Consider the following 25680-nt stretch of genomic DNA (forward strand, 5'->3'; position numbering starts at 1 on the left):
GGGGATTCGTTATAAAATGGTCTCGTTAAATGTAATTTGTATTCAATTTATTAAGGCTGTCAATTAAAAAACTAATTTTTCTAACCCAAAAACTTTGATTGTCAAAAACATTTGAAAAGCCCGTTTTAGAGTTAGAAAAATAGTTTTTTTGAGCCCGATAATTATCGGGAGTAACGTACAGCTTAAAAAAGCTTTCTACAAATTATCTATAACTGACGTTAAGCGCTCTGTAATTTGTTCTACAGTTCCGATACCATCTACGGCATGAAACTTATTTTGTTCTTTGTAATATCCAATAAGCGGAGCTGTTTTCTCATTATATTCTTGATATCTTACACGAATTTTTTCTTCGTCTTGATCATCAGCCCTTCCGCTTGTTTTTCCTCTTTCAAGTAAACGTTTTACCAAAATTTCGTCATCAGCTTCTAAAGCGATTGTCGCTGTTACGCTTGATCCAATTGTTGGTAAAAATTCATCTAAAGCTTCTGCTTGATTGATTGTTCTTGGATAACCGTCAAACAAAAATCCTGCAGTATCTGGATGTTTTTTAACCTCATCAATTAACATTGCAGTTGTTACTTCGCAAGGAACCAATTCTCCATTGTCCATAAAAACTCTTGCTTTTTTTCCTAGTTCAGTATCATTTTTTAAATTAAAACGAAAAATATCTCCAGTTGAAAGGTGTGTTAAATTGTATTTTTCTTTTAAAAATTCTGCCTGAGTTCCTTTTCCTGCACCAGGCTTTCCAAATAAAACGATGTTAATCATAATTGAAATGAGTGTTGTTACTTCTGTCTTTCAGAAGTCTTTAAATGAATAGATAGTTGTGTTTTGTTATTCTGCTAATTTGTAAACTTCAGTTAGGTTTCTTCCTAAACCATCGTAGTCTAAACCGTAACCTACAATAAATTTGTTCGGAATTCTAATTCCGATATAATCTATTTTTATATCTTTTTTATAAGCTTCTGGTTTAAAAAACAATGTTGCAATTTTAAAATGCTTTACATTCTGCGCTTTAAACAAATGCTTTAATTCTTCAATTGTGTTTCCAGTATCAATAATATCTTCAATAATAATTACTGTTCTTCCAGATAAATCTTGATTAATTCCAATTAGTTCTTTAACCGAATTTGTTGTTTCAGTTCCTTCATACGATGCCATTTTGATAAACGAAACCTCGCACGGTTTTTTATATTTTTTCAAAAAATCTGACACTACCATAAAAGCGCCATTCAAAACTCCAATAAAAATTGGCGTATCATCTCCAAAATCATCTTCGACCTGAGCCACTATTTTAGTTAAAGCAAAATCAATTTCTTTAGCCGAAATAAACGGAACAAATTGTTTATCGTGAAGTTGTATCATTATTTTTCATTTTAAAATAATGGACAAAGATAAAGAATTAGAACTTAACTGCTTCTATCAAAATGGAGTGTATCGCGATATTTTTTAAGAATGTTAAATATCAGTTAATGTTTACAAATTATTTTTTGAGACTACCCGAATTTTAAGTAAATTGTTGTACTATAATTATTTAACTCCAAAAACCAATGAAAAAATCCTTAACCTTATTTTCAATTCCATTATTAGCCTTAATGACTGCCTGCAATGGGCAAGTAAAAAAAGAAGAAAAAGAAGCTTTGGCGAAGCAGCCAAACAATGTTGTAAAAACTGCCATTGGAGATATTACCCTTCCTCCACCCTATGCAACCGAATCAAAAAGCAACAATAGTAAAGTGATTGGCTGGCCCACTGGCAAAACCCCAAAAGCTCCGGAAGGTTTTACCGTAACTAAATTTGCTGACGGATTTGAGAATCCGCGTTGGACTTACATTGCGCCAAACCAAGATATTTTTGTGGTAGAAAGCGGAACTCGCAATAGCAAAAATCAGATTACAGTTTTACGAGATAAAGATAAGGACGGAAAATTTGAAACTAGAGAAGTTTTTATTTCTGGACTAAACAAACCCTTCGGAATGCTAGTCTTAAAAGACTTTTTCTACATTGCCAATACCGACGGATTACACCGTTATCCTTATAAAAACAATCCGCTTAAGTTAGAAACCAAAGGCGAAAAAATTCTTGAACTTCCTGCGGGTGGCTACAACAATCACTGGACAAGAAATTTATTGGCAAGTCCAGACGGAAACAAAATTTACGTTTCTGTAGGTTCTGGAAGTAATGTTGGCGAAAACGGAATGGACAAAGAAGTGCGTCGCGCAGCAATTTTAGAAATTAATCCAGACGGAACGGGAGAAAAAATCTTCGCTTCGGGTCTAAGAAATCCTGTTGGAATGGACTGGAATCCCGTAAATAAAGAACTTTGGACCGCAGTAAATGAACGCGACGAATTGGGCGATGACCTAGTTCCCGATTATATTACAAGTGTAAAAAGAGACGGTTTCTACGGATGGCCGTATTCTTATTTTGGAAGTATTCCTGATCCGAGAATGAAAGGCGAAAGAAAAGATTTAGTCGAAAAAGCAATTGTTCCAGATGTTCCCGTTGGTTCGCATACCGCTTCGTTGGGATTGGCTTTTTATACTAAAGATGCTTTTCCTGCAAAATATAAAAATGGTGCTTTTGTAGGTCAGCATGGTTCTTGGAACCGTTCTAAAATTTCGGGTTACAAAGTGTTGTTTGTTCCTTTTAAAGATGGAAAACCGTCAGGAAAACCAGAAGATTTTTTAACCGGATTTATTTCTGATGAAAACAAAGCAGAAGTTTACGGACGTCCAGTTGCTGTAACAGTGATGAATGATGGATCTCTTTTGGTAAATGACGACAGTAGTAATACTATTTGGAAGGTTACGGCGAAGAAATAAAAAATTAAATTCCAAACTAAAAATCCCAAATTCCAACTATAAAGAGATTTTAAACACATAGAGACGTAGATTTTTGTTTAAAAGATGTTATTAAGAAAACTCGTTTTCACGCATAGTTTTGCTATGTGGCTTTTGATAAGTAAAACGCCTTTTTTGCCTCAATCAATGCTATGTTTCTATGTGTTAAAAATAAATCTCAATAGTAATCTGTTCAGATAAAATTCCAAATTCCTAGAATTGCTACATAAAATATATGTTTTTAAAAAAATACTATTTTCTAATTATTGTTTTTTCGATTTTACAAAATCTAATTGCACAAGAAAAAGAAGTCCAAAATATTGATTCTGTCAAAACTCAAAAACTGAATGAAGTTTTAATAAGTCCGCTTCATATCAATCGTGATTTACAGAATAGTCCAGCGTCGATAGGCATTTTATCCGAAAAAGAATTACTTCAAAATAACACTACAGACATTAGCAATGTCATTAATGCAATTCCCGGTGTTTTTATGCAATCGTCAAATATCACGACAACCCGAATTTCTATTCGCGGAATTGGCGCGAGAACTCCATACGGAACCAATAAAATCAGAGCTTTTTACGGAAGTATTCCGTTGACATCTGGAAACAGCGAAACGGTAATTGACGATATCGATCTTCAAAACATCAATCAACTTGAAGTCATAAAAGGTCCGCTTTCGAGTATTTATGGAGCAGGTTTGGGCGGAGCGATTCTCATTTCGCCTCACACATTAAAAAAAGGCAATTATCAAACTGAAATAAGTTCTGTTTTTGGTTCTTTTGGCTTGCTCAAAAACAGACTCAGTTTTGATTTGAATGAAAAAAGTTCTTCTTTAAGTCTCAGTTATCATAATTTAAAAACCGATGGCTGGCGCCAAAATAGCGCTTACAATCGGGAAGGAACTACACTTTCGGGAGAATTATTCCGAAAGAAAAACAGTAAACTGACATACTTCTCTAATTATACTTATTTGAAAGCTTATATTCCAAGTTCCATCAATAAAACTACTTTCGAAAATAATCCGCAGGCAGGCGCACCAACTTGGGTTGCTTCACAGGGTTTTAAAGAATACAAATCGACTTTGGGCGGATTGGCGTATGATTTCAAAATAAACGATCACCTCAACAATTCTACTTCAGTTTTTATCAATTATAAAGATAGCAACGAACCGCGACCTTTTGATATTTTACGTCAATATACTTTTGCCTCAGGCGTAAGAACACAATTTTCTGGAGATTTCAATATTGGAAAAATCAAAAATCAATTTATTACAGGATTGGAATATTTCAGAGATAATTACAGCGGTAATACTTTTGAAAATCTTTATCAACAAAATAACGGAAACGGAAGTTTACAGGGCGATCAACTTACAGCAACTGATCAAAAAAGACATTTTTATAATATTTTTTCGCAAATTAGAACTTTACTTTCTGATCGATTTGAAATTCAGGCAGGATTAAATTACAACAAAACCAAATTTGAACTTCAGAATGATTTTCCCGCTTCCGCGAATGATCCGAAAGAGAAATATAGTTATGATGGGATTTTTTCGCCACAACTTTCTTTTTTATTTAAGCCGAATGAAATTCAGACTTTTTACTTTTCTGTAAGCCGAGGATTTTCTCTTCCCGCAACCGAAGAAACTTTAACCTCAACAGGAAATATCAATCAGAATATTAAACCCGAAACAGGTTATAATTTTGAGTTGGGGGGAAAACTACATTTCTTCAATAAAAAACTGTATACACAAATTGCCATTTACCGAATGGAAATTAAAGATTTATTGGTTGCCAAAAGAATTGGCGACGATCAATACGAAGGCGTAAATGCGGGAAAAACTTTTCATGAAGGAATTGAAATCTCATTAAACCACAATTGGCCAATCAATCAAACTTTTTCTTTGAACTCATATATTGGAACTTCAATTGGAAATTATGAATTTAAAGAGTTTGTGGACAACGGAAATGATTATTCTGGAAACAAATTAACTGGAGTTCCCGCCAATACAGCAAGTGCTGGTTTTATTCTAAACATCAATTCAGGGTTTTATGTTTCAGCCGATTTTCAGTTCACAGATAAGATCCCAATGAATGATTCAAATGCCAATTTTTCAGATTCTTATTCTCTTTTGAATTTAAAAACGGGTTATCAATTCGAAATTCTATCGGGTTTAAAAGCACGTTTAGACGCTGGAATCAATAATGTAACAAATGAAAAATATGCTTCTATGATTTTAACCAATGCAACAGGAGTTGGAAATGCGCAACCAAGATTTTATTATCCTGGATTACCCATAAATTATTACGGAATTATCTCATTAAATTACTTATTTTAGCGTTGTATTAAATACCAAAAACAATGCTATCCGAATTGCAAAAAAAACTGGATTACGTAAATGCATATAGAGAAAACCGTCTCAAAGCTGCTCAAGATGTTCTAGAAAACCCAACGCTTTTTAGTGAATTGGTTTCAATTTGCTTTTCGCCCGAAGATAAAAACAATCATAAAGCGTGCTGGATTTTAGAATTTGTTTCGTACGAAGAATTGCTTTGGCTCCAGCCTCATCTTGACTTTTTCTGTTCGAATTTGAAAGTTTTAAAAGATGAAAGTTCCCTGCGTCCGATTGCAAAAGTGACACAACTTTTAGTTAAATCGCATTATAAGAAAAACGAAAACTGCATAAAACTTTCTGAGGAAAATCTCCAAGACTGTATTGAAGCTTCTTTTGATTGGTTAATTAATGACACCAAAGTCGCAACAAAAGCCTATTCGATTCGCACTTTATATATTCTAGGAAATCATTACGATTGGATTCATCCCGAATTAAAAGTAATAATTGATAAAGATTTCGGAGATCATTCTGCGGCATATAAAGCCGTTGCCAAAGAAGTATTAAAGAAAATAAAATAAGTTTTTAATAGCCACGAATTCACGAATTATTTTTTTATACATAATGCAAGGAAAAAAAAATTCGTGAATTCGTGGCGGAAAAAACTTGTACTCAACGAAATTTTGGCTAAAAAAAGATTAAAAAGTATCTTTGCAAAAACACAACACAAAATGAATTATTTTTCTTCTGATTTTAAATTGGGAATATTAGGTGGCGGACAATTAGGTAAAATGCTTTTGTTCGACACCAGAAAATTTGATATACAAACTTATGTTCTAGATCCGAGCGACGAAGCACCTAGTAAAATCGCCTGCAACAAATTCTTTCAAGGCGATCTAATGGATTATGAAACTGTTTATAACTTCGGAAAACAAGTCGATGTTTTGACCTTCGAAATCGAATTGGTAAACCTTGAGGCTTTAACGCAATTAGAAAACGAAGGCCTAAAAGTATATCCATCTCCAAAAACTTTAAAAGGAATTCAGAATAAAGGTGTTCAAAAAGATTTTTACACTAAAAATAATATCCCAACTGCACCATTTGAAAGATTCGAAAATTTAGATCAGCTAAAATCTAAAATCAACGATTTGCAATTGCCATTTGTATGGAAATGCACTGAATTTGGTTATGATGGAAATGGCGTAAAAATAGTTCGCCAAGCTTCAGATTTAGATACGCTTCCAAATGTAGAATGTATTGCAGAAACTATGGTTCCGTTCAAAAATGAATTGGCAGTAATTGTAGTAAGAAATCCATCAGGAGAAATGAAAACGTATCCAGTTGTAGAAATGGAATTTCACCCAGAAGCAAACCAAGTTGAATATGTAATCTGCCCAGCAAGAATCGATGATAAAGTAGCTGAAAAAGCAAGAGCAGTTGCCTTAAAAGTTTCAGAGAATTTTAATCATGTTGGTCTTTTAGCAGTAGAAATGTTCCAAGCTCAAGACGATGAAATTTTAGTCAATGAAGTTGCTCCTCGCCCACACAATTCTGGACATTATTCAATTGAAGCAAGTTATACTTCACAATTCGAAAATCATTTACGCGCTATTTTAGATCTTCCGTTAGGAAACACCGACAGTAAAGTTGCCGGAATTATGGTAAATTTAGTGGGTGCCGAAGGTCATTCTGGAAATGTAATTTATGAAAACATCGAAACCATTTTAGGATGGGATGGTGTTACGCCACATATTTACGGCAAAAAACAAACTCGCCCTTTCAGAAAAATGGGGCACGTTACGATTGTAAACGAAAATATGGCTGAAGCTAGAAGAATTGCACAGGAAGTTAAGAACACGATTAGAGTGATCAGTGGTCAGTAATTTTTAGTGGTCAGTCGCAGTTTATAACTTAAAATAAAACAAACAGTTTTCAGTCTCGGTTTTGAGTTCCAACAAAACCTGAAACCTGAAACTTGAAACAAACAAAACAAAACACACATGAGCAAAGTAGCTATTATAATGGGAAGCATCTCAGACATGCCAGTTATGCAGGATGCAATCGACATATTAAAACAATTTAATGTAGAAGTTGAAGTAGATATCGTTTCGGCACACAGAACGCCAGAGAAATTATTCGATTTCAGCAAAAATGCACACACTCGCGGAATCTCCGTAATTATTGCCGGCGCGGGCGGTGCGGCACATTTACCTGGAATGGTAGCTTCAATGTCTCCGCTTCCTGTAATTGGAGTTCCTGTAAAATCAAGCAATTCTATTGATGGATGGGATTCTGTTTTATCGATTCTGCAAATGCCAGGTGGAGTTCCTGTTGCAACTGTTGCTTTAAACGGTGCAAAAAATGCTGGAATTTTAGCAGCACAAATCATCGGAAGCCACGATAAAAAAGTTTTAGATACTATTATTTCTTACAAAGAAGAATTGAAAGCGGCGGTAAATAAAGCTGCTGAAGGTTTAAAAAAGTAATTCCACAGAGATACACAAAAAAAACACAGAGGTGCACAAATTTTTTGTGAATCTCTGTGTTTTTTCTTTGAGCTTCTTTGTGAAAGTAAATTTCCTATTTTATCTCTTTTTGAATTAAACTACATCTTCAGCTTCTTCCAAAATAGATTCAAACTCAGATTCATTTATATCTTCTTTATTTATCCAATTTTCTGAAGTAACAAGATCATAGTTTGTATCATCATCTGTTTTCAAATCCCAAACTATACTGTCAGCTTCTGGAAATGGAATATTTTGAGAAATTTGATTTTCAAACAATCTCTTGATAAGATTTCTGTCAGACAAACCATTATTCAATAATTTCAAAACGTTTTCGGCTGTAAGTTTTTGTGGTTCTCCATCGTTTGGCGTCATTGAAAAATGAACAATAGAAGCTTTTGCATTTGGAAATTTGCCATTGTACGCCTTAAAAAGTAATTGATTTACATGAAACAAAGTGCCTTGCATGTGTATTTCTGGATATTCTTCGCAAACCTTATCAATTAACATATCGTTCGATATTTGATGTATTTGACCTTCGCTTAATTGATCTCCCAATTTATAGTGCAAAACTATTTGAGCCGCTTCGTTAGGCTCATAATCTGAAATAGCCATTTCTAATAATTCTGGCAAACTACTTTTTTCAGCTGTTGCGCCGTCAGGATAATTGAATTTTTCTAATAACGCAATAAAATCTTCGTCTGACCAATATCCTTCAATTTCATTAACCGTATCAATATTCTGTATTACAATTTGATAATTCATCATTTTTCTATTTTAATTATGATTCGCATTTTATAATGCAAAATCTATTTTTTCAATTTACGCTTTTAAAAACGCTTAGACCAATAAATAACATATCTATAACACAATTTAAGAGGATTTTATGTTGAGAATCGGTTTTGCATAGATGATTAGGTTTTTATTAATTGCTATCTTTGAAATTCAAAAAATTGCTTTTTATTAATAAAAAAATATAATAATATAATGAGTGTTTTACTTTCAAAATTTATAACTAAACATAACACCGCACCTTTTTCGCAAATTAAAATCGAAGATTATGTTCCTGCTTTCAACGAAGGAATTGTTTTGGCTAAAGCCGAAATTGATGCAATCGTAAATAACCCAGATGCGCCGACTTTTGAAAACACAATTGTGGCAATGGATTTTTCGGGCGATATTTTAGATCGTCTTTCTAGTATTTTCTTCAATTTAAATTCGGCTGAAACGAATGACGAAATGCAGAAAATTGCGCAGGAAGTTTCGCCTTTACTTTCAGAATTTGGAAATGATATTCGATTGAATGCTGATTTATTTGCACGAGTAAAAGCCGTATACAATCAAAAAGAAAGTTTAAATCTTAATCCTGAACAAACAACTTTATTAGATAAAAAATACAAAAGCTTTTCGAGAAACGGTGCCAATTTGCCCGAAGACAAGAAAAACCAATTAAGAGAAATTGACAAAGAATTATCTAAATTGAGTTTACAGTTTGGTGAAAATGTTTTGGCAGAAACCAACAATTTCGAATTGCATTTAACCGATGAAAAGGATTTATCTGGTTTACCGGAAGGAACAATCGAAGCAGCAAGATTATTAGCTAAAAATCAAGAAAAAGAAGGTTGGATTTTCACTTTAGATCATCCAAGTTATGTTCCGTTTTTGACTTATGCGGATAATCGTGAATTACGTAAAAAAATGGCGATTGCGTTCGGCGCAAAAGCATTTCAAAATAACGAATTCAACAACGAGGAAAACGTTTTAAAAATTGCTAAACTTCGTCATGAAAGAGCGAATTTATTAGGCTACAAAACGCACGCACATTTTGTTTTGGAAGAAAGAATGGCCGAAAGTCCAGAGAAAGTGTTCTCTTTCTTAAATGATTTATTGACAAAAGCAAAACCAGCAGCTCAAAAAGAATTTGCTGAATTAACTGCTTTCGCAAAAGAATTAGACGGAATTGAACAATTAGAAAAATGGGATGGCGCTTATTATTCTGAGAAATTAAAACAACAGCTTTTTAATTTAGACGATGAAAAACTGAAACCTTATTTTCAATTAGAAAAAGTTTTAGATGGCGCTTTTACAGTTGCCAAAAAATTATACGGTTTAACTTTTACCGAGGTTTTTGATATTGATAAATACCATGAAGAAGTTACGACTTACGAAGTAAAAGATGCTAACGGAAATTTAGTTTCGATTTTTTATGCCGATTTCTTCCCAAGAAAAGGAAAAAGAAACGGCGCTTGGATGACTTCATTCAAATCACAATATGTAAAAGACGGTATAAACGAAAGACCACATATTTCAAATGTTTGTAATTTCACGAAACCAACCGAAACAAAACCTTCATTATTAACTTTTAATGAAGTAACGACTTTATTCCACGAGTTTGGTCACGGTTTACACGGAATGTTAGCCGATACGGTTTATCCAAGTTTATCAGGAACTTCTGTTTATTGGGATTTTGTAGAATTACCAAGTCAGATTATGGAAAACTGGTGCTACGAACCAGAAGCTTTGGCTTTGTTTGCGAATCATTACGAAACGGGAGAAATTATTCCGATTGAATATGTTCAGAAAATTAAAGAAAGTGCGAGTTTTCAAGAAGGTTTGGCAACATTACGTCAATTGAGTTTCGGATTATTAGATATGGCTTGGCACGGACAAGATCCAACTTCTATTACCGATTTAAAAGCTTTCGAAACAGAACAATTTGCGAACACACAATTGTATCCTGATGTAAAAGAAAATGCAATGAGTACGGCATTCTCTCATATTTTTCAAGGTGGATATTCTTCTGGATATTACAGCTACAAATGGGCAGAAGTTCTAGATGCTGATGCTTTTGAATATTTCCAAGAAAATGGAATCTTTAACGAAGAAATTGCAAAAAAATTCAAAGACAATGTTCTTTCAAAAGGAGGAACAGAACATCCTATGACTTTGTACAAACGTTTTAGAGGTCAAGAACCAAAACCGGAAGCTTTGTTGAAAAGAGCTGGGTTGCTTTAATATTTAATATCTTTGTTTTATTATTTAAAAATTTGAAAGAAAAAAATCTATATATAATTGCGGGTTGTAATGGAGCTGGAAAAACAACAGCTTCATATACCATTCTGCCCGAAATATTAAATTGTAAGGAGTTTGTAAATGCTGACGAAATTGCAAAGGGATTATCTCCTTTTCAACCTGAAAAAGTAGGTTTTGAAGCAGGAAGGATAATGCTTAATCGAATAGATGAATTATTTCAGAAAGAAGTTGACTTTGCTTTTGAGACCACGCTTTCTGCAAAAAGCTATCTCTCAATTGTAAATAAAGCTCAAAATCAAGGTTATTTTGTAACATTAATTTTCTTTTGGCTTAGCTCAGTTGAATTAGCAAAACAAAGAGTAAAAATAAGAGTAAAGGAAGGTGGTCATAATATACCTGAAGATGTCATCGAAAGAAGATATGAGAGAGGAATTAAAAATTTCTTTAAGATCTATCTTAATAATTGTGACAATGTAATGTTATTTGATAATTCAAATAAGTTGCCAATATTAATTGCCGAAAAAGAAATCAACGAAGAAATTCAAATTATAGATCAAAACTTATTTAGTAAAATAAATAGCTTAAAATTATGACAAAAGATAAAATTAAAGAGCTACAAAATAAAATTGTGGAAGGTTTAAAAGTTTCTTCAAAAAAAATGATTGAAAGTAAAAAGAAATCTAACGGACAAATTGTGATTTATGCCGATGGAAAAATTCAGACAATAAATGCAATTGATATTAAAGAATAATGCGCAGATCTAAATTGAAAAAATATTTTAAAATAGCCCTTTATCTTGCAGTTATTGGATTAATTGCAATTGTTTCTATAAACTATTACGTAAAAAATTCGACTAAGAAATACATTCATTATTCCATCAAAAAATTCCCTAAGAATGATGTCGGAATTATTTTTGGTGCGGGAATCAACGGCAATCAGCCAAGCAAATATCTAAAAGATCGTTTGGATGCTGGAATTATGCTTTGGAAAGCTAAACGCATTAATAAAATTCTGCTTTCGGGAGATAACGGCCGCGATGAATACGATGAACTGACGGTAATGAAGAATTATTGTTACAATCATGGCGTTGACACTACAAAGATATTTATTGATTACGCAGGTTTCGATACCTATTCGACAATGTATCGTGCAAAACATATTTTTAAAATTAAAAAAGCGACTTTAATTTCGCAGGAATATCATTTAAATCGCGCCATTTATATCGGACAAAAACTCGGAATTAAATCTGCTGGTTATTCTGCAAATAAAGGTGAATATTTGGGTTACAATTATGTTCGGTTTAGAGAATACGGTTCGGTTTTTAAATCTTTTTTTGATGTTTTGAGAGATCGGGAACCTCGTTTTTTAGGCGGAGAAATTAATATAAATGGAGAATCTAATTATTCTAAAGAAGATAAGCGATAAAGAAAGCCCGAAACATTTCTGTTTTGGGCTTTTCTAATTTAAAATCTCTTCATGTTTGACAACATAAGACAAAGCTTCTTTTACAACTTCATTTAAATTCAATCCTTTTCTGGAAGCTAAAAGTGCTATTTTTTGATGTAACTCTTGAGACACCCTCACATTAAAAGAACCTTTATAAGTTTTATCCGGGGCTTTATTTAACAATTTACATGTCTCTAAATAATCTTCAATAGCTTCTTTAAAAGATGCTTCCAATTCGGCAACCGAAGATCCTTCAAAGGTTACTAAATCATTTATACCTTGAATTTTTCCAAAGAATATTTTATCATCCGCAGAAAATTCTAAAGTCCCAATATAGCCGTTATATTCTAAATAGTTTTTCATATTACAATTCCAAATATTCAATAATAATATCAATCTGATATCCTTTCAAAACTTTTTGCGGATGTGGTTCGTGTAGACTTATAATCTGTTTATTTTCATTCACAAATTTTCTTCTTGAACCACCAGTTTTTCCTTGTGAGATTTGTTTATAACCAAAGTGATTTAAAACTTTCAGCATTTCATCCCAAGAAAAATCTCTTGGTTTTGATTTTAACTTTTCAATAAGTTTATCAATCTTACTCATGCAAATTTATAATTAAATCTTTAATCCGCAACTACAATTTAGTTGCAAATTAAACCAGAAGGCAAAATTAAGAAAAATCCCTCAATTTATATCCTCGTTTTTAAAACCAGAAATATCTAATCGAAAAACAAATCAAAAAAAAGACCTGCAAATATTTTTGCAAGTCTCTTATTAAATGGCTTAAAAAATAAAATCTTTCTTCTAGCGTCTATTTCCTTTTCTCTATTCTTTCTCCAAAACTCGTTTAGCCAATTTCCCAACAGTAAGTCCCTGCACTACAATTGAAAACAACACGACGATATAAGTTACTTCAAGTAAAAGGTTTTTGTATTCTCCTTCGGGCATAGAAAGCACTAATGCAATAGAAACTCCACCGCGAATTCCGCCCCAAACTAACACCATTAGAGAGCCTTTATTGTAAGCAGATCTGATTCCGAAAAACTTAAAAATATCAAAGAATTTCCACGGTAAAACGATAGAAGTTAATCTTGAAAAAAGCACGATAAAAATAGCTACGAAACCAGTTAGCAATTGTTTGTTCAAATCTGGTAATAGCAATAACTCAAAACCAATAAATAAGAATAAAATAGCGTTTAGAATCTCATCAATAAGTTCCCAGAATTTCCCTAAATAATCTTGGGTAATTTCGCTCATTGCAACTTTTTTACCGTAATTTCCAATAATCAATCCGGCAACAACCATCGCCAGCGGACTAGAAACGTGTAAGCTTTGAGCAATCAAAAATCCTCCCATTACGATAGAAAGCGTGATTAAAACCGAAACTTTATAATCGTCAATTTTCTTCATAACGTTTGATGCCGAAATCCCAAGAACAGCACCTAATAAAAGTCCTCCAATACCTTCTTTTGCAAACAACCAAGCAATAGAACCAAAAGTCATATCAAATGTCGGATCAGTTGCCATTTTCAAAACAACAGCAAACATCACTACAGCCACTCCATCATTAAATAGAGATTCTCCAACGATTTTAGTTTCGATTCTCTTAGGAACTTTTGCTTCCTTTAAAACGCCCAAAACAACAATTGGATCGGTTGGAGAAATTAAGGTTCCAAAAACCAAACAAAATATATAAGGGATCTTTATTCCTAAAAGTGGTGCGATGTAAAAAAGTAAACCAGAAATTATTAGAGCTGACAATACTACACTTACCGTAGAATAAATCATAATGGGAACTTTTTGCTCTTTAAGATCTGCCATATTTACGTGAAGTGCGCCGGCGAACAAAAGAAAGTTCAACATTGCTCCCATTAGGATTTCGTTGAAATCAAATTCTTTTATCAAATCAAAAAAATGTTTGGTGGTTGCAGGAAAATAAGAATCTCCCAAAAGACGAATTCCAACTGAAACCAGCATCGCAATAATCATGATTCCGATGGTTCCTGGAAGTTTTAAAAATCTTAAATTTAAATAGGCGAAGAAAGAAGCCAGTACAATAAGTACCGAAAATGTGTAGTATAATTCCATAAAATGTGATTTTTACAAAAATATCCTTCTCATTAGTTAATCAAAAATTCAAGACTTGAATTAACATAACTTTATAATTCGTTAAATATGTTTCAATTATTTTTGAAAGTTTAAAAACTTTTACTTACATTTGACTCATGGAATTCAAAGAAGCAAAAAATAAGTTTGTACAAACCTGGGGAGCATTAGGTTCTCAATGGGGTATTAATAAAACGATGGCACAGATCCACGCTTTATTAATGGTTTCGAACGAACCTGTTTCTATGGAAGATATCATGGAAGAATTGCAGATTTCCCGCGGAAATGCCAGTATGAACTTAAGAGGTTTAATGGATTGGGGAATTGTTTATAAAGAATATAAAGCTGGAGAAAGAAAAGAATTCTTCACGGCAGAAAAAGATTTAGACGAATTAGCAGTTAAAATTTCCAGAGAAAGAAGCAAAAGAGAAATTAAGCCAACCCTAAAAATCTTAAAAGAAGTTTCGACTATCGAAGCAAAAGATTCGGCAGAAGAAAAACACTTTGTAGATCAAACTACCAAATTGTATGATTTCGTTTTAAAAGCAGACAATATGTTGGACAAAATGACTGAATTTAATGATAACTGGCTAGGTAAACTGGTTATAAAAATGATGAAATAAAAAAATTTAATCTAAACTTTCATTTTTTTCTGAAAGTTTAAAAATTTAAAAACAAAATATCATGAACTTCTTAAAAGCAGAATGGAAAAACTTATCACTTTTTAATTATGAAATTGATGCTGCAATTTTAGAAAAATATCTTCCTGCAGGAACTCAAATTGACATTTGGAATAACAAATGTTACGTAAGCTTGGTCGGATTTATGTTTAAAAACACCAAAGTTTTAGGATTGAAAGTTCCTTTTCATACCAATTTTGAAGAAGTGAATCTTAGATTCTATGTCAAACGTTTTGAAAATGGCGAATGGAAACGCGGAGTGGTTTTCATTAAAGAAATTGTTCCTAAAAAAGCGATCACTTTTATTGCGAACACTTTGTATCAGGAAAATTATGAAACTCAGAAAATGAGACATGAAATCATTGAAAATAAAAATCGTAATACTTTCATTTATCAATGGAAGAATAACAACGAATGGAACACCATTGAAATTGAAACCAAAAAAGATTTGAGTAAAATCGAAATGGATTCTGAAGCCGAATTTATTACAGAACATTATTTCGGATATACTAAAATTGACGAAGAAACCACTTTTGAATATGAAGTGACGCATCCAAGATGGGAACAAATTGAAGTCTTAAACCATCGAATTGATGTTGATTTCGAAAAAATTTATGGAACTGATTTTGGATTTCTTCAAACGCAAAAACCAACCTCAATTTTCTTGGCTGAAGGTTCAAAAATTACGGTTAAAAACAAAAGAAAAATCGAGTTGATTCCTATTGAAGAAAAATTATACGCATAAAACTATTCATCTTTAAAACCAAAAATCATGAAAACGTTAGAAGACCAAACCTTACTTTATGATGAAGATTGTCCGCTTTGCAGTTTGTACACAACTGGATTTGTAAAAAGTGGCATGCTTGATGAAAACGGAAGAAAATCTTATTGCCAATTATCTGCAGAAGAACAAAATTTTGTGGACTTAAAACGTGCTCCAAACGAAATTGCTTTGGTTGATAATAAAACAAAAACAGTCACTTACGGAATTGACAGTTTGATAAAAGTTATTGGATTTTCTTTTCCTTTAATTGAAAAAATTGCGACTATAAAACCCATTCATTTCATTCTGAAAAAAATGTATTCTTTTGTTTCTTACAATAGAAAAGTAATTATTCCTGGAAATGTAAAAGAAGAAAATAAATTGCAATGTACACCAGATTTTAATTATAAATACAGATTTCTATTTATCGGTTTTGCGTTGACAATAACGAGTTTTGTTTTATTTGGATATTCTAATTTGATTCTGAATTTGCCAAAATCTAATATTACAAGAGAAATTATTTTGGCTTTTGGACAAATTGTTTTTCAAAGTTTACTGCTGCTGAAATTTCACAAACAAACGATTCTCAATTACGCAGGAAATTTAATGACGGTTTCTTTAATCGGAAGTTTAATTTTGATGCCGATTTTAGTTTTAAGTCAGTTTTTCCAGCTTCCTCAAACGATCATTTTGGGCTGGTTTGGAGTTACGGTTTTAATTATGTTTTTGGAACACTTTAGAAGAGTAAAAATTTTAAAACTTCCTTTTTATTTATCTTTCACTTGGATTCTTTACCGAATTCTTGCTTTGCTTTTAATTCTTAATTAAAAAGATTCGCCACGAATTCACTAATTAAAAAATAATAATTCGTGAATACGCGGCTATAAAATTACACCAATGGAAAAACTTATTATCGCAGCCGGAACCGGTTTTCTGGGACAAGTTTTAGTCAATAATTTCAAAGATAAATTTGAAGAGATTGTCATTCTAACAAGAGGAAAATCTCAAACAATTGACGGAATCAAATATGTAAACTGGAATGCCAGAACTTTTTCGGGCTGGGAAAAGGAATTGGAAAATGCAACGATTTTAATTAATCTCGCAGGAAAATCTGTTGATTGCCGTTATACGAAAGAGAACAAAAAAGAAATTCTTTTATCCCGAATTGAAAGCACTAAAATTCTAAATAAAGCCGTTTTAAATTGTCAAAATCCGCCGAAGCATTGGCTGAATTCTTCAACCTCAACTATTTATCGATTTTCTTTAGACAAACAAATGGATGAAATTGATGGAGAAATTGGAAATGACTTTTCTATAAATGTGGCGCTTTCTTGGGAAAAAGCATTCTTTAAAACTGAAACCCCAAAGACTTTAAAAACAGCTTTGCGAACTTCTATTGTTTTAGGAAAAAATGGAGGCGCTTTTGTTCCGTTAAAGACTTTGGCAAAAATTGGTTTTGGCGGAAAACAAGGAAGCGGCAATCAGTTTATAAGCTGGATTCATGAAGAAGATTTCGCAAATGCAGTTGATTTTATTATTGAGAACGAAATGACAGGCATTATTAATGTCGTTTCACCCGAACCAATTCGAAATGAATCATTCATGCAAAAACTTAGAAAAGCAGTTGGTTTTCCCTTCGGAATTCCGATGAACAAATTCTTTCTTGAAATTGGATCTTTTTTTATTCGAACTGAAACAGAATTGGTTTTGAAAAGTAGAAATGTAATTCCGAAACGACTTTTAGAAAATGGTTTTCGATTTAAGTTTGGGGAAATTGATGATGCTTTTCGAGATTTAATTTAGAAACCAAATTCACATCGTTTTGTCATTTCGACGAAGGAGAAATCTCTCCAAGTAATTCAGTTCTAATAAGCCAATCTTTTTGGAGCTTCTTGTGGAGATTTCTCCTTCGTCGAAATGACAAGATTACGTAAAAAGCAAACTTAAATTAATAAGATGCTAAAAAAAACATTAAGATAAATTTCTTAATTTTATAAGTATCATTCTTAAAACGAATTAATTAAAAATATACTTATGAAATTAAAAACAATATTAACTGTAGTTTTCTTTGCGATTTCTTTTATCGGGTTTTCTCAAAGCAATTGTACAAATTTAAAAGGATGCGAAAGAAAGCTTTGTGAATTAAACACAAAATTGGCTGCTGCGAAAAAAGCGGGAAATCAAAATCAGATAAAAGGTGTTGAAGAAGCTATTGCACAAACCAAGAAAAACTGCACTACCAAAACAGTCAACAAAGATCTTGACAAAAAGGTAAAAGAGAAACAGCAAGAAGTCAACGAAAGAACTGCTGATTTGAACGAAGCGATTAAAGACAAGGAAAGCAAAGAAAAAATCGACAAGAAAAGAAAAAAACTAAATGAGGCTAAAGCAGATTTGAATAAAGCTTTGGCCGAACAAAAAACGAAATAGTTTTTTCTCACGCAGATTTGGCAGATTAAAAAGATAATTTTAATTGCCTCCAGCTTTAGTTGGAGGTAAAAAATAAGTCTCCAATCTGGGCTTTAGCCAAATTATAAAGTTGGGCTAAAGTCCAGAATATTCAATCATATTTCTCCTCCAGCTAAAGCTGGAGGCAATTGAAAAACAATTAAATCAAACTTTATTTTCAAACATAGCCCGCCGTTTCAACCGCAAGAAACGTTTTGCAAAAAACCATCCCAAATTTTGAAATCATTTGCAGTATTCTAAATGTCTTTTGAAAACGAATTTTCTCATTTTACGTTTTGCGTGAGGGATAGAAGCTAGCTACCGAAGTAGCGCGGATAGCCCGACAGCATCCTGATAAAAGGGCTTATAGGCGTAAAGTAAGTAAGCCCTTTTATCGGGATGGTGGCACGCCCTAAATATTTTTATAGAAAAACGATCATCAACCACCAAAAAATGGGCACACTTTCGACCCAAAAGGAAGTGTAATATTTAGAACGATTCGGATTGGCAAAAGCAATAAACAGCATCAGCATGATGACCATAATAAGATTTATAATAGCGTCATGAATATTGAATGTCGAAATAAAAACTTCTAAAAACCAAAACGGAATCAATAGCAAAAATCCTAAAAGTTTGGTTTTCTTTACTCCGATGGTCTGCGGAACGGTTTGCAAATGCGGATCGTCATTGGCTAAATCTAAAATTTCGAAAACTAAAATCAGTACAAAAACCAAAACGAATCTTTGAATGCATTTAATAAAGAAATCTATAGTAACTGGAATCTCTGCATTTATTAAAGGTAAAACCAAAGTAGCGCCAACCCAACAAAGCGCTACAATGTAGATTTTTACTCCTGCCCAATTTCTGGCATTTCTTCGATTTGGAAAAAAGGGTAATGTGTAAAGTGCAGTTATGGCAAAAATTCCAACGGAGACTATTTGTGTTATTCTTTTTAAATTAAAAAAATAGTAGCCAACTAAAATCACCGAAATAAAACTTAAAACAGCAATAATTTTTAGTTGTGTTCCTATCGGGTTTTTCTTTACGCGAACCAGCGCATCATATTTTACGAAATTATATCCTACAATTGTTCCGAAAAAAACAAACAATGCCATTGGCTCATCGTACTGAATATGAAACACATGAAATGTAATTCGGACCAAAGCATAACACGATAAAGCCACGTGAATACTGCTGTTTAAATAAAAATCAAAAATCTGTTTTAGAAGTTTCATAGCTCAAATCTAATCAATTGGTAACAAATCAACTCTTTAGTTATAAATTTGATAAAAATTGAAGTTAAAAATACCTATTAAATTATTAATAATACTTAATTTTGCGCCACAAAAAAACAACACATTTACTTTTAAATGTGATTCGTATGTCAAAATGGTTTACGAACACATCAATTTAAAAAAAATAGATAGCTACAAATGAAAACAGATGCTTTTGCTTTAAGACACATTGGTCCAAGAGAAACTGATCTTCAGCATATGCTGAAAACTATTGGAGTTGACTCAATTGAGCAACTTGTTTATGAAACCCTTCCGGACGATATTCGTTTAAAAGCACCTTTGAACTTAGATCCTGCGATGACAGAATATGAATTCGCAAATCACATTCAAGAATTAGGGAAGAAAAATAAAGTATTCAAATCGTATATTGGTTTGGGTTATCATCCAACTATCGTTCCTGCGCCAATTCAGAGAAATATCTTTGAAAACCCAGGATGGTATACTGCTTACACGCCTTACCAAGCAGAAATTGCTCAAGGTCGTTTGGAAGCTATTTTAAATTTCCAGACTACTGTTATCGAATTAACAGGAATGGAAATTGCAAACGCTTCTTTATTGGACGAAGGTACAGCTGCTGCTGAAGCGATGGCTTTACTTTTTGATGTTCGTACTCGTGATCAAAAGAAAAACAATACAAACAAATTCTTCGTTTCTGAAGAAATTTTACCTCAAACTTTATCAGTACTTCAAACACGTTCAACTCCAATTGGAATTGAATTAGTTGTTGGAAACCACGAAACTTTTGATTTTTCAACTGAGTTTTTTGGAGCTATTTTACAATACCCAGGAAAATACGGTCAGGTAAACGATTATAGTGCTTTTGTTGCTAAAGCAAAAGAAAACGAAATCAAAGTTGCTTTTGCTGCTGATATTTTATCACTTGCTGCTTTAACTTCTCCGGGAGAAATGGGAGCTGCAGTAGTAGTTGGAACTTCACAACGTTTTGGTGTGCCAATGGGTTACGGTGGTCCTCACGCTGCTTACTTTGCTACTAAAGAAGAATACAAAAGATCTATGCCAGGTCGTATCATTGGAGTTTCTATTGATGTAAATGGAAACCGTGCTTTACGTATGGCTTTAGGAACTCGTGAACAGCACATTAAACGTGAAAAAGCAACTTCAAACATTTGTACTGCTCAGGTTTTATTGGCAGTTATGGCTGGAATGTACGCTGTTTACCACGGTCCAGAAGGATTAAAATACATTGCAAACAAAGTTCACGCATCGGCGGTTACAACTGCTGAGGCTTTAAATAAAATTGGAGTTTCTCAAATTAACTCAGCTTACTTTGATACCATCTTAGTAAAAGCAGATGCTCAAAAAGTAAAAGCTGTAGCAGAGAAAAACGAAGTAAACTTCTTCTATGTTGATGCTGATACGATTTCTATTTCGTTAAACGAAACAACTTCTGTTTCTGACATCAACCAAATCGTTGCTATTTTTGCTGAAGCTTTAGGAAAAGAAACTGTTTCTGTTTCTGAACTAACTGAAGCTAGTCAATTACCTGCTTCATTAGAAAGAACATCTTCTTTCTTAACGCATGATGTTTTCAACAATCATCATTCTGAAAGTCAATTGATGCGTTACATCAAGAAATTAGAGCGTAAAGATTTATCATTGAATCATTCGATGATTTCATTAGGTTCTTGTACGATGAAATTAAACGCAGCTTCAGAAATGTTACCTCTTTCAATGCCAAACTGGAACAGCATTCACCCGTTTGCACCAGTTGAGCAAGCTGAAGGTTACATTACAATGCTTAAAAAATTAGAGCAACAATTAAATGTAATCACTGGATTTGCTGGAACAACATTACAGCCAAACTCAGGTGCTCAAGGAGAGTATGCTGGATTAATGGCAATTCGTGCTTACCACATGTCAAGAAACGAAGGTCACCGTAATGTATGTTTGATTCCTTCATCGGCTCACGGAACAAATCCTGCTTCTGCAGCGATGGCTGGAATGAAAATCATTGTTACGAAAACTACTCCAGAAGGAAATATTGACGTAGAAGATTTAAGAGAAAAAGCGATTGAGCATAAAGATGATTTATCTTGTTTAATGGTAACCTATCCTTCTACTCACGGAGTTTTCGAATCTTCAATTATCGAAATCACAAAATTAATCCACGATAATGGCGGATTAGTATATATGGATGGTGCAAACATGAACGCGCAAGTTGGATTAACAAATCCTGCTACAATTGGTGCTGACGTTTGTCACTTAAACTTACACAAAACTTTCGCTATTCCTCACGGTGGTGGTGGACCTGGAGTTGGACCAATTTGTGTGAATGAAAAATTAGTTCCGTTCTTGCCAACAAACCCAATCTTAAAAGTTGGTGGTGAACAAGCGATTACAGCAATTTCATCTGCACCTTATGGATCTGCTTTAGTATGTTTAATTTCTTATGGCTACATCACTATGATGGGGGCTGAAGGATTAAAAAGTGCTACAGAGCATGCAATCTTGAATGCGAATTATATGAAATCTCGTTTCGAAGGCCATTACCCAATTCTTTATACTGGAGAATGCGGAAGAGCGGCTCACGAAATGATTTTAGATTGCCGTGCATTTAAAGAAAACGGAATCGAAGTGGGTGATATCGCAAAACGTTTAATGGATTATGGTTTCCACGCTCCAACGGTTTCTTTCCCAGTGGCGGGAACTTTAATGATCGAACCAACTGAATCTGAAGATTTAGCAGAATTAGATCGTTTTTGTGATGCGCTTATCTCAATTAGAAAAGAGATCGAAGCTGCAACTGCTGATGACAAAAACAATGTATTGAAAAATGCACCTCACACGTTGGCAATGTTAACAACAGATTCTTGGGATTTCCCTTATACAAGAGAAAAAGCGGCTTACCCATTAGAGTACATTGCTGACAATAAATTCTGGCCATCTGTTCGTCGTGTTGACGATGCTTACGGTGACAGAAATTTAGTTTGTAGCTGTGCTCCTATTGAAGCTTACATGGAAAGTTAAAATTTAGTTTTCTTATAATATACAAACCCGACAGGTTTTTAATAACTTGTCGGGTTTGTTTTTTTTAGTTTCAGGTTTCAGGTTTCAAGTTTCAGCATAACTTGAAACCTGAAACCTGAAACTTTCTAACTCAAACAACAAAGAAGAAATCTGATTTAAAGAAACATAACTTTCTGCCAATCTTTTGTGAAATTAATTCAATAAAATCAAGATAAAAGCAAAAAAATATCGGCTTTTAAATCTCCTTCAATCGTTTGAAATCTAGGAAATATTAAAAAATCATTAGAAAAAAGACAATATATCAACAGAAAAATAGTTATTTCATAATTATATGCATGCATACTATTTTTTATGATAGTTATCATAATATTATTTATACATTAGCATTAAATTTATCGGATAATTAAAGGGAAATGAAAATAAAAATTATTGGTATTGGGAGCTATATTCCTAATTTAGAAGTAAAAAACACAGATTTTGATAAACATGTTTTTTTAAATGAGGACGGAACTCCTTTTGGTTATCCTAATGAAGTTGTAATTAAAAAATTTAAAGGCATTACGGGAATAGAGAATCGCCGTTATGCCGAACCACAATATAATTCTTCTGATTTAGCTTTCTTTGCTGCTGAAAAAGCAATTGCAAATGCAGGAATCGATCCAGAAACTTTAGACTACATTATTTTTGCGCATAATTTCGGTGACGTAAAAACAGGAACGCATCAAACTGATGTTTTGCCAAGTTTAGCAACAAGAGTTAAAAACAAATTAGGAATTAAAAATCCTAAATGTGTAGCTTACGATATTCTTTTTGGATGTCCTGGATGGATCGAAGGCGTTTTACAAGCAAATGCTTTTATCAAATCTGGAATGGCAAAAAGAGTAATGGTAATTGGTGCCGAGACTTTATCTAGAGTTGTAGATGATCACGACCGTGATTCTATGATTTATTCTGATGGAGCTGGAGTTTCAATTTTAGAAGCATCAACTGATGATGCTGGATTGTTATCTTACGAAAGTGCCACTTATGCCAATGATGAGGCCAATTATCTTTTCTTCGGAAAATCTTATAATCCAGATTTAGATCCAGACATTAAATACATTAAAATGTATGGGCGTAAAATCTACGAATTTGCTTTAAGCAATGTTCCGTGTGCTATGAAAAGCTGTTTAGATAAAAGCGGAATTGGAATTGATGAAGTTAAAAAAATCCTGATTCATCAAGCAAACGAAAAAATGGACGAAGCAATTATCGAACGTTTCTACAAACTTTACGATAAAACGGCTCCAAAAGATATTATGCCAATGAGTATTCACGATCTAGGAAATAGCAGTGTTGCAACTGTGCCTACTCTATTCGATTTGATTTTACAAGGAAAAATAGAGAACCACGAAATCAACAAAGGCGATGTTCTTATTTTTGCTTCAGTAGGAGCTGGAATGAATATTAATGCTTTTGTTTATAGATATTAAAATTTAAAATCGAGTGAAATAATCTCGCAAAGACGCGAAGTCGCGAAGTTTTTAACCATATAAGTAATACAAGTTCAATTAAGTTTTCTTTTAATTGAACTTGTATTACTTATATGGTTTATTTTTTTAATCAAAACTTTGCGACTTCACGTCTTTGCGAGAAATTCATTTTAAAACTTAGCACCGCAACTGAATACTAAAAACTGAACACTGATTACTTTTTTAGTATATTTGCGACCTAATTAAAATCAAGAACGAGAGATTAATTCGTTCGCAATAACTATGTACGAAAAAACGTTTCCGAATAAAAGATTCAAACTTACCTTAGAGTTTTTAAAAAAGCACGTTAGCACATCTGAAACCATTTTTGATTTTGGTGTACCCAATCCGTTTTCTAAGATAATGGAAGAAAATGGTTATACCGTAAAAAACACAAAAGGCGAAGATTTAGACAACGACCATACGGCGCTACAAACGGAAGAATATACTGTTTTTACTGCATTTGAGATTTTCGAACATTTACTAAATCCATACACAGTTTTACAAAATGTAAAATGTGACAAACTATTAATTTCTATTCCTTTACGTTTATGGTTTTCACCTGCATACCGTTCTAAAACCGATATGTGGGACAGACATTACCATGAATTTGAAGATTGGCAATTGGATTGGCTTTTAGAAAAAACGGGCTGGAAAATTACCGATCGATTACAATTTACACATCCAGTAAAAAAATTCGGATTCAGACCCTTATTAAGATATTTCACTCCGAGATATTATATTGTTGTGGCTGAAAAAGTTAAGAACTAAGATTGCAGATTAACGATTTTTGATTTTTGATTTTTAGATGATTTCCATACAATCTAAAATCTAAAATCTAAAATCTAAAATTCTTAAAATGAAATACTACATCGTCATTCCCGCGCACAACGAACAAGATTTAATAGGCTTGACTTTAGAATCTTTGGTTTCTCAAACTGTTTTGCCATCAAAAGTTGTGGTTGTAAATGACAATTCTACAGATAAAACTGAAGAAGTCGTGTTGGGTTTTGCAAAAGATAATCCGTATATTTCTGTTGTAAATAAAACTTCAGATGCGATTCATATGCCCGGAAGCAAAGTGATTCAGGCTTTTCAAAAAGGTTTTGAAACTTTAGATTCAAATTACGATATCATTGTAAAAATAGACGGCGATTTAATTTTTCCTCCCAACTATTTTGAGACCATAATTAAACATTTCGAATCAGATGAAAGAGTTGGAATGGTTGGAGGATTCTGTTATATTGATAAAAATGGCGAATGGGTTTTAGAAAACCTTACCGATAAAGATCATATTCGTGGAGCCTTAAAAGCGTATAGAAAAGAAACCTATCAGCAAATTGGTGGTTTACGTCCAGCAATGGGTTGGGATACTGTTGATGAATTGCTTTGTAAATATTACGATTGGAAAATTGTTACCGACCAATCTTTGCAGGTAAAACATCTAAAACCAACGGGAGCAAATTACAACAAAACAGCTCGTTACAAACAAGGCGAAGCTTTTTACACTTTAGGTTATGGATTTTGGATCACCGCAATTGCTTCGGCAAAATTGGCGATGATGAAGAAAAAACCATTTCTGTTTTTAGACTATATAAAAGGTTTTTGGAAAGCTAAAAAAGCAAAAACACCTTTATTGGTTACACCTGAACAAGCTAAATTTATTAGAAATTATCGTTTGAAAAAAATGAAAGAAAAGTTAATTTGATTGGTAAAACACTCGAAAA

The 25680-nt window shown here is 33.0% G+C and carries 25 protein-coding genes; 18 read left to right on the plus strand and 7 right to left on the minus strand.

Translation table 11 applies throughout. The annotated features are described in order from the left end of the window. Positions 1–195 precede the first annotated feature (195 nt). Both ACFO3N_RS14705 and hpt read right to left on the minus strand, forming a co-directional pair. Positions 196–768 (minus strand): adenylate kinase, encoded by a 573-nt coding sequence (locus ACFO3N_RS14705; RefSeq protein WP_379798844.1) that lies wholly within the window; start codon positions 766–768, stop codon positions 196–198. A 66-nt stretch (positions 769–834) separates the two neighbouring features. Further along, the gene (gene hpt / locus ACFO3N_RS14710) at positions 835–1365 is read right to left on the minus strand and encodes a hypoxanthine phosphoribosyltransferase (RefSeq protein ID WP_244165420.1); all 531 of its coding nucleotides are present in this window, start codon (positions 1363–1365) and stop codon (positions 835–837) included. Positions 1366–1550: 185 nt separating this feature from the next. On the opposite strand from hpt, the gene ACFO3N_RS14715 reads away from it, so the two are divergent. From ACFO3N_RS14715 to purE, 5 genes are all read left to right on the plus strand, one after another. Then, positions 1551–2825 (plus strand): PQQ-dependent sugar dehydrogenase, encoded by a 1275-nt coding sequence (locus tag ACFO3N_RS14715; RefSeq protein ID WP_379798847.1) that lies wholly within the window; start codon positions 1551–1553, stop codon positions 2823–2825. Between the two features lie 253 nt (positions 2826–3078). After that, positions 3079–5181 (plus strand): TonB-dependent receptor, encoded by a 2103-nt coding sequence (locus ACFO3N_RS14720; protein ID WP_379798849.1) that lies wholly within the window; start codon positions 3079–3081, stop codon positions 5179–5181. A 23-nt stretch (positions 5182–5204) separates the two neighbouring features. Beyond that, a complete protein-coding gene (locus ACFO3N_RS14725; RefSeq protein WP_379798851.1) occupies positions 5205–5756 on the plus strand; it encodes a hypothetical protein in 552 nt (183 codons plus the stop codon). 150 nt (positions 5757–5906) lie between these two features. Further along, on the plus strand, positions 5907–7058 hold the full coding sequence (locus ACFO3N_RS14730; protein WP_379798853.1) for a 5-(carboxyamino)imidazole ribonucleotide synthase: 1152 nt from the start codon (positions 5907–5909) through the stop codon (positions 7056–7058). A 117-nt stretch (positions 7059–7175) separates the two neighbouring features. Further along, a complete protein-coding gene (gene purE / locus ACFO3N_RS14735) occupies positions 7176–7661 on the plus strand; it encodes a 5-(carboxyamino)imidazole ribonucleotide mutase (protein WP_012022518.1) in 486 nt (161 codons plus the stop codon). A gap of 114 nt (positions 7662–7775) precedes the next feature. Here the strand turns inward: purE and ACFO3N_RS14740 are convergent, their stop codons facing one another. Next, positions 7776–8447 (minus strand): hypothetical protein, encoded by a 672-nt coding sequence (locus tag ACFO3N_RS14740; RefSeq protein WP_379798855.1) that lies wholly within the window; start codon positions 8445–8447, stop codon positions 7776–7778. 219 nt (positions 8448–8666) lie between these two features. Here ACFO3N_RS14740 and ACFO3N_RS14745 point away from each other — a divergent pair, with 219 nt between their 5' ends. Genes ACFO3N_RS14745 through ACFO3N_RS14760 form a run of 4 tightly spaced genes read left to right on the plus strand, consistent with a single transcriptional unit; the run spans position 8667 to position 12137 of the window. After that, positions 8667–10694, plus strand: a complete 2028-nt coding sequence (locus ACFO3N_RS14745) for a M3 family metallopeptidase (RefSeq protein ID WP_379798857.1) — start codon at positions 8667–8669, stop codon at positions 10692–10694. 32 nt (positions 10695–10726) lie between these two features. Beyond that, positions 10727–11305: a zeta toxin family protein gene (locus ACFO3N_RS14750; RefSeq protein ID WP_379798859.1), complete on the plus strand. Its 579-nt coding sequence runs from the start codon at positions 10727–10729 to the stop codon at positions 11303–11305. After that, a complete protein-coding gene (locus tag ACFO3N_RS14755) occupies positions 11302–11463 on the plus strand; it encodes a hypothetical protein (RefSeq protein ID WP_379798861.1) in 162 nt (53 codons plus the stop codon). Before ACFO3N_RS14750 ends, ACFO3N_RS14755 begins: the two co-directional genes overlap by 4 nt. 14 nt (positions 11464–11477) lie before the next feature. After that, the gene (locus ACFO3N_RS14760; protein ID WP_379798863.1) at positions 11478–12137 is read left to right on the plus strand and encodes a SanA/YdcF family protein; all 660 of its coding nucleotides are present in this window, start codon (positions 11478–11480) and stop codon (positions 12135–12137) included. 33 nt (positions 12138–12170) lie between these two features. On the opposite strand, the gene ACFO3N_RS14765 is transcribed toward ACFO3N_RS14760, so the two are convergent. The 3 genes from ACFO3N_RS14765 to ACFO3N_RS14775 all read right to left on the minus strand — a co-directional run bounded on the left by ACFO3N_RS14765 (position 12171) and on the right by ACFO3N_RS14775 (position 14250). Continuing rightward, complete coding sequence (locus ACFO3N_RS14765) at positions 12171–12521, minus strand: type II toxin-antitoxin system HicB family antitoxin (RefSeq protein ID WP_379798865.1); 351 nt, start codon at positions 12519–12521, stop codon at positions 12171–12173. A 1-nt stretch (position 12522) separates the two neighbouring features. Beyond that, positions 12523–12765, minus strand: coding sequence for a type II toxin-antitoxin system HicA family toxin (locus ACFO3N_RS14770; protein WP_379798867.1), 243 nt, complete (start codon positions 12763–12765; stop codon positions 12523–12525). Positions 12766–12987: 222 nt separating this feature from the next. Next, on the minus strand, positions 12988–14250 hold the full coding sequence (locus ACFO3N_RS14775; RefSeq protein WP_379798869.1) for a cation:proton antiporter: 1263 nt from the start codon (positions 14248–14250) through the stop codon (positions 12988–12990). A 137-nt stretch (positions 14251–14387) separates the two neighbouring features. Between ACFO3N_RS14775 and ACFO3N_RS14780 the strand changes: the two genes are divergently transcribed. From ACFO3N_RS14780 to ACFO3N_RS14800, 5 genes are all read left to right on the plus strand, one after another. After that, the gene (locus ACFO3N_RS14780) at positions 14388–14891 is read left to right on the plus strand and encodes a GbsR/MarR family transcriptional regulator (RefSeq protein ID WP_129054171.1); all 504 of its coding nucleotides are present in this window, start codon (positions 14388–14390) and stop codon (positions 14889–14891) included. Positions 14892–14952: 61 nt separating this feature from the next. Continuing rightward, positions 14953–15693 carry a YqjF family protein gene (locus ACFO3N_RS14785; protein WP_379798871.1) on the plus strand — a complete coding sequence of 247 codons (741 nt, stop codon included), beginning with the start codon at positions 14953–14955 and terminating at the stop codon, positions 15691–15693. A gap of 27 nt (positions 15694–15720) precedes the next feature. Further along, complete coding sequence (locus ACFO3N_RS14790; protein WP_379798873.1) at positions 15721–16539, plus strand: thiol-disulfide oxidoreductase DCC family protein; 819 nt, start codon at positions 15721–15723, stop codon at positions 16537–16539. A gap of 69 nt (positions 16540–16608) precedes the next feature. Then, on the plus strand, positions 16609–17514 hold the full coding sequence (locus ACFO3N_RS14795; protein ID WP_379798875.1) for a TIGR01777 family oxidoreductase: 906 nt from the start codon (positions 16609–16611) through the stop codon (positions 17512–17514). Between the two features lie 231 nt (positions 17515–17745). Continuing rightward, on the plus strand, positions 17746–18141 hold the full coding sequence (locus ACFO3N_RS14800; protein WP_379798877.1) for a DUF1090 family protein: 396 nt from the start codon (positions 17746–17748) through the stop codon (positions 18139–18141). Between the two features lie 440 nt (positions 18142–18581). On the opposite strand, the gene ACFO3N_RS14805 is transcribed toward ACFO3N_RS14800, so the two are convergent. Then, a complete protein-coding gene (locus ACFO3N_RS14805) occupies positions 18582–19394 on the minus strand; it encodes a UbiA prenyltransferase family protein (protein WP_250837498.1) in 813 nt (270 codons plus the stop codon). Positions 19395–19592: 198 nt separating this feature from the next. On the opposite strand from ACFO3N_RS14805, the gene gcvP reads away from it, so the two are divergent. The 4 genes from gcvP (at position 19593) to ACFO3N_RS14825 (ending at position 25661) form a co-directional block, all read left to right on the plus strand. Beyond that, on the plus strand, positions 19593–22442 hold the full coding sequence (gcvP, locus tag ACFO3N_RS14810) for an aminomethyl-transferring glycine dehydrogenase (protein WP_379798879.1): 2850 nt from the start codon (positions 19593–19595) through the stop codon (positions 22440–22442). A 413-nt stretch (positions 22443–22855) separates the two neighbouring features. Beyond that, positions 22856–23914 (plus strand): 3-oxoacyl-ACP synthase III family protein, encoded by a 1059-nt coding sequence (locus ACFO3N_RS14815; RefSeq protein ID WP_379798881.1) that lies wholly within the window; start codon positions 22856–22858, stop codon positions 23912–23914. A 282-nt stretch (positions 23915–24196) separates the two neighbouring features. After that, positions 24197–24724 (plus strand): methyltransferase, encoded by a 528-nt coding sequence (locus ACFO3N_RS14820; protein WP_379798883.1) that lies wholly within the window; start codon positions 24197–24199, stop codon positions 24722–24724. A gap of 88 nt (positions 24725–24812) precedes the next feature. Then, positions 24813–25661 (plus strand): glycosyltransferase family 2 protein, encoded by an 849-nt coding sequence (locus tag ACFO3N_RS14825; protein ID WP_379798885.1) that lies wholly within the window; start codon positions 24813–24815, stop codon positions 25659–25661. Positions 25662–25680: the final 19 nt, after the last annotated feature.

The sequence above is a fragment of the Flavobacterium chungangensis genome (genome assembly GCF_042654045.1).
In the GTDB taxonomy this organism is placed as follows: domain Bacteria; phylum Bacteroidota; class Bacteroidia; order Flavobacteriales; family Flavobacteriaceae; genus Flavobacterium; species Flavobacterium chungangensis.

Coding starts and splice junctions, on each gene's coding strand:
- ACFO3N_RS14730 (WP_379798853.1), top strand. CDS start 5,907: ATGAATTATTTTTCTTCTGATTTTAAATTGGGAATATTAGGTGGCGGA.
- ACFO3N_RS14705 (WP_379798844.1), bottom strand. CDS start 768: ATGATTAACATCGTTTTATTTGGAAAGCCTGGTGCAGGAAAAGGAACT.
- ACFO3N_RS14795 (WP_379798875.1), top strand. CDS start 16,609: ATGGAAAAACTTATTATCGCAGCCGGAACCGGTTTTCTGGGACAAGTT.
- gcvP (WP_379798879.1), top strand. CDS start 19,593: ATGAAAACAGATGCTTTTGCTTTAAGACACATTGGTCCAAGAGAAACT.
- ACFO3N_RS14815 (WP_379798881.1), top strand. CDS start 22,856: ATGAAAATAAAAATTATTGGTATTGGGAGCTATATTCCTAATTTAGAA.
- ACFO3N_RS14790 (WP_379798873.1), top strand. CDS start 15,721: ATGAAAACGTTAGAAGACCAAACCTTACTTTATGATGAAGATTGTCCG.
- ACFO3N_RS14785 (WP_379798871.1), top strand. CDS start 14,953: ATGAACTTCTTAAAAGCAGAATGGAAAAACTTATCACTTTTTAATTAT.
- ACFO3N_RS14780 (WP_129054171.1), top strand. CDS start 14,388: ATGGAATTCAAAGAAGCAAAAAATAAGTTTGTACAAACCTGGGGAGCA.
- ACFO3N_RS14725 (WP_379798851.1), top strand. CDS start 5,205: ATGCTATCCGAATTGCAAAAAAAACTGGATTACGTAAATGCATATAGA.
- ACFO3N_RS14770 (WP_379798867.1), bottom strand. CDS start 12,765: ATGAGTAAGATTGATAAACTTATTGAAAAGTTAAAATCAAAACCAAGA.
- purE (WP_012022518.1), top strand. CDS start 7,176: ATGAGCAAAGTAGCTATTATAATGGGAAGCATCTCAGACATGCCAGTT.
- ACFO3N_RS14745 (WP_379798857.1), top strand. CDS start 8,667: ATGAGTGTTTTACTTTCAAAATTTATAACTAAACATAACACCGCACCT.
- ACFO3N_RS14765 (WP_379798865.1), bottom strand. CDS start 12,521: ATGAAAAACTATTTAGAATATAACGGCTATATTGGGACTTTAGAATTT.
- ACFO3N_RS14775 (WP_379798869.1), bottom strand. CDS start 14,250: ATGGAATTATACTACACATTTTCGGTACTTATTGTACTGGCTTCTTTC.
- ACFO3N_RS14720 (WP_379798849.1), top strand. CDS start 3,079: ATGTTTTTAAAAAAATACTATTTTCTAATTATTGTTTTTTCGATTTTA.
- ACFO3N_RS14800 (WP_379798877.1), top strand. CDS start 17,746: ATGAAATTAAAAACAATATTAACTGTAGTTTTCTTTGCGATTTCTTTT.
- ACFO3N_RS14740 (WP_379798855.1), bottom strand. CDS start 8,447: ATGATGAATTATCAAATTGTAATACAGAATATTGATACGGTTAATGAA.
- ACFO3N_RS14755 (WP_379798861.1), top strand. CDS start 11,302: ATGACAAAAGATAAAATTAAAGAGCTACAAAATAAAATTGTGGAAGGT.
- ACFO3N_RS14825 (WP_379798885.1), top strand. CDS start 24,813: ATGAAATACTACATCGTCATTCCCGCGCACAACGAACAAGATTTAATA.
- hpt (WP_244165420.1), bottom strand. CDS start 1,365: ATGATACAACTTCACGATAAACAATTTGTTCCGTTTATTTCGGCTAAA.
- ACFO3N_RS14805 (WP_250837498.1), bottom strand. CDS start 19,394: ATGAAACTTCTAAAACAGATTTTTGATTTTTATTTAAACAGCAGTATT.
- ACFO3N_RS14715 (WP_379798847.1), top strand. CDS start 1,551: ATGAAAAAATCCTTAACCTTATTTTCAATTCCATTATTAGCCTTAATG.
- ACFO3N_RS14820 (WP_379798883.1), top strand. CDS start 24,197: ATGTACGAAAAAACGTTTCCGAATAAAAGATTCAAACTTACCTTAGAG.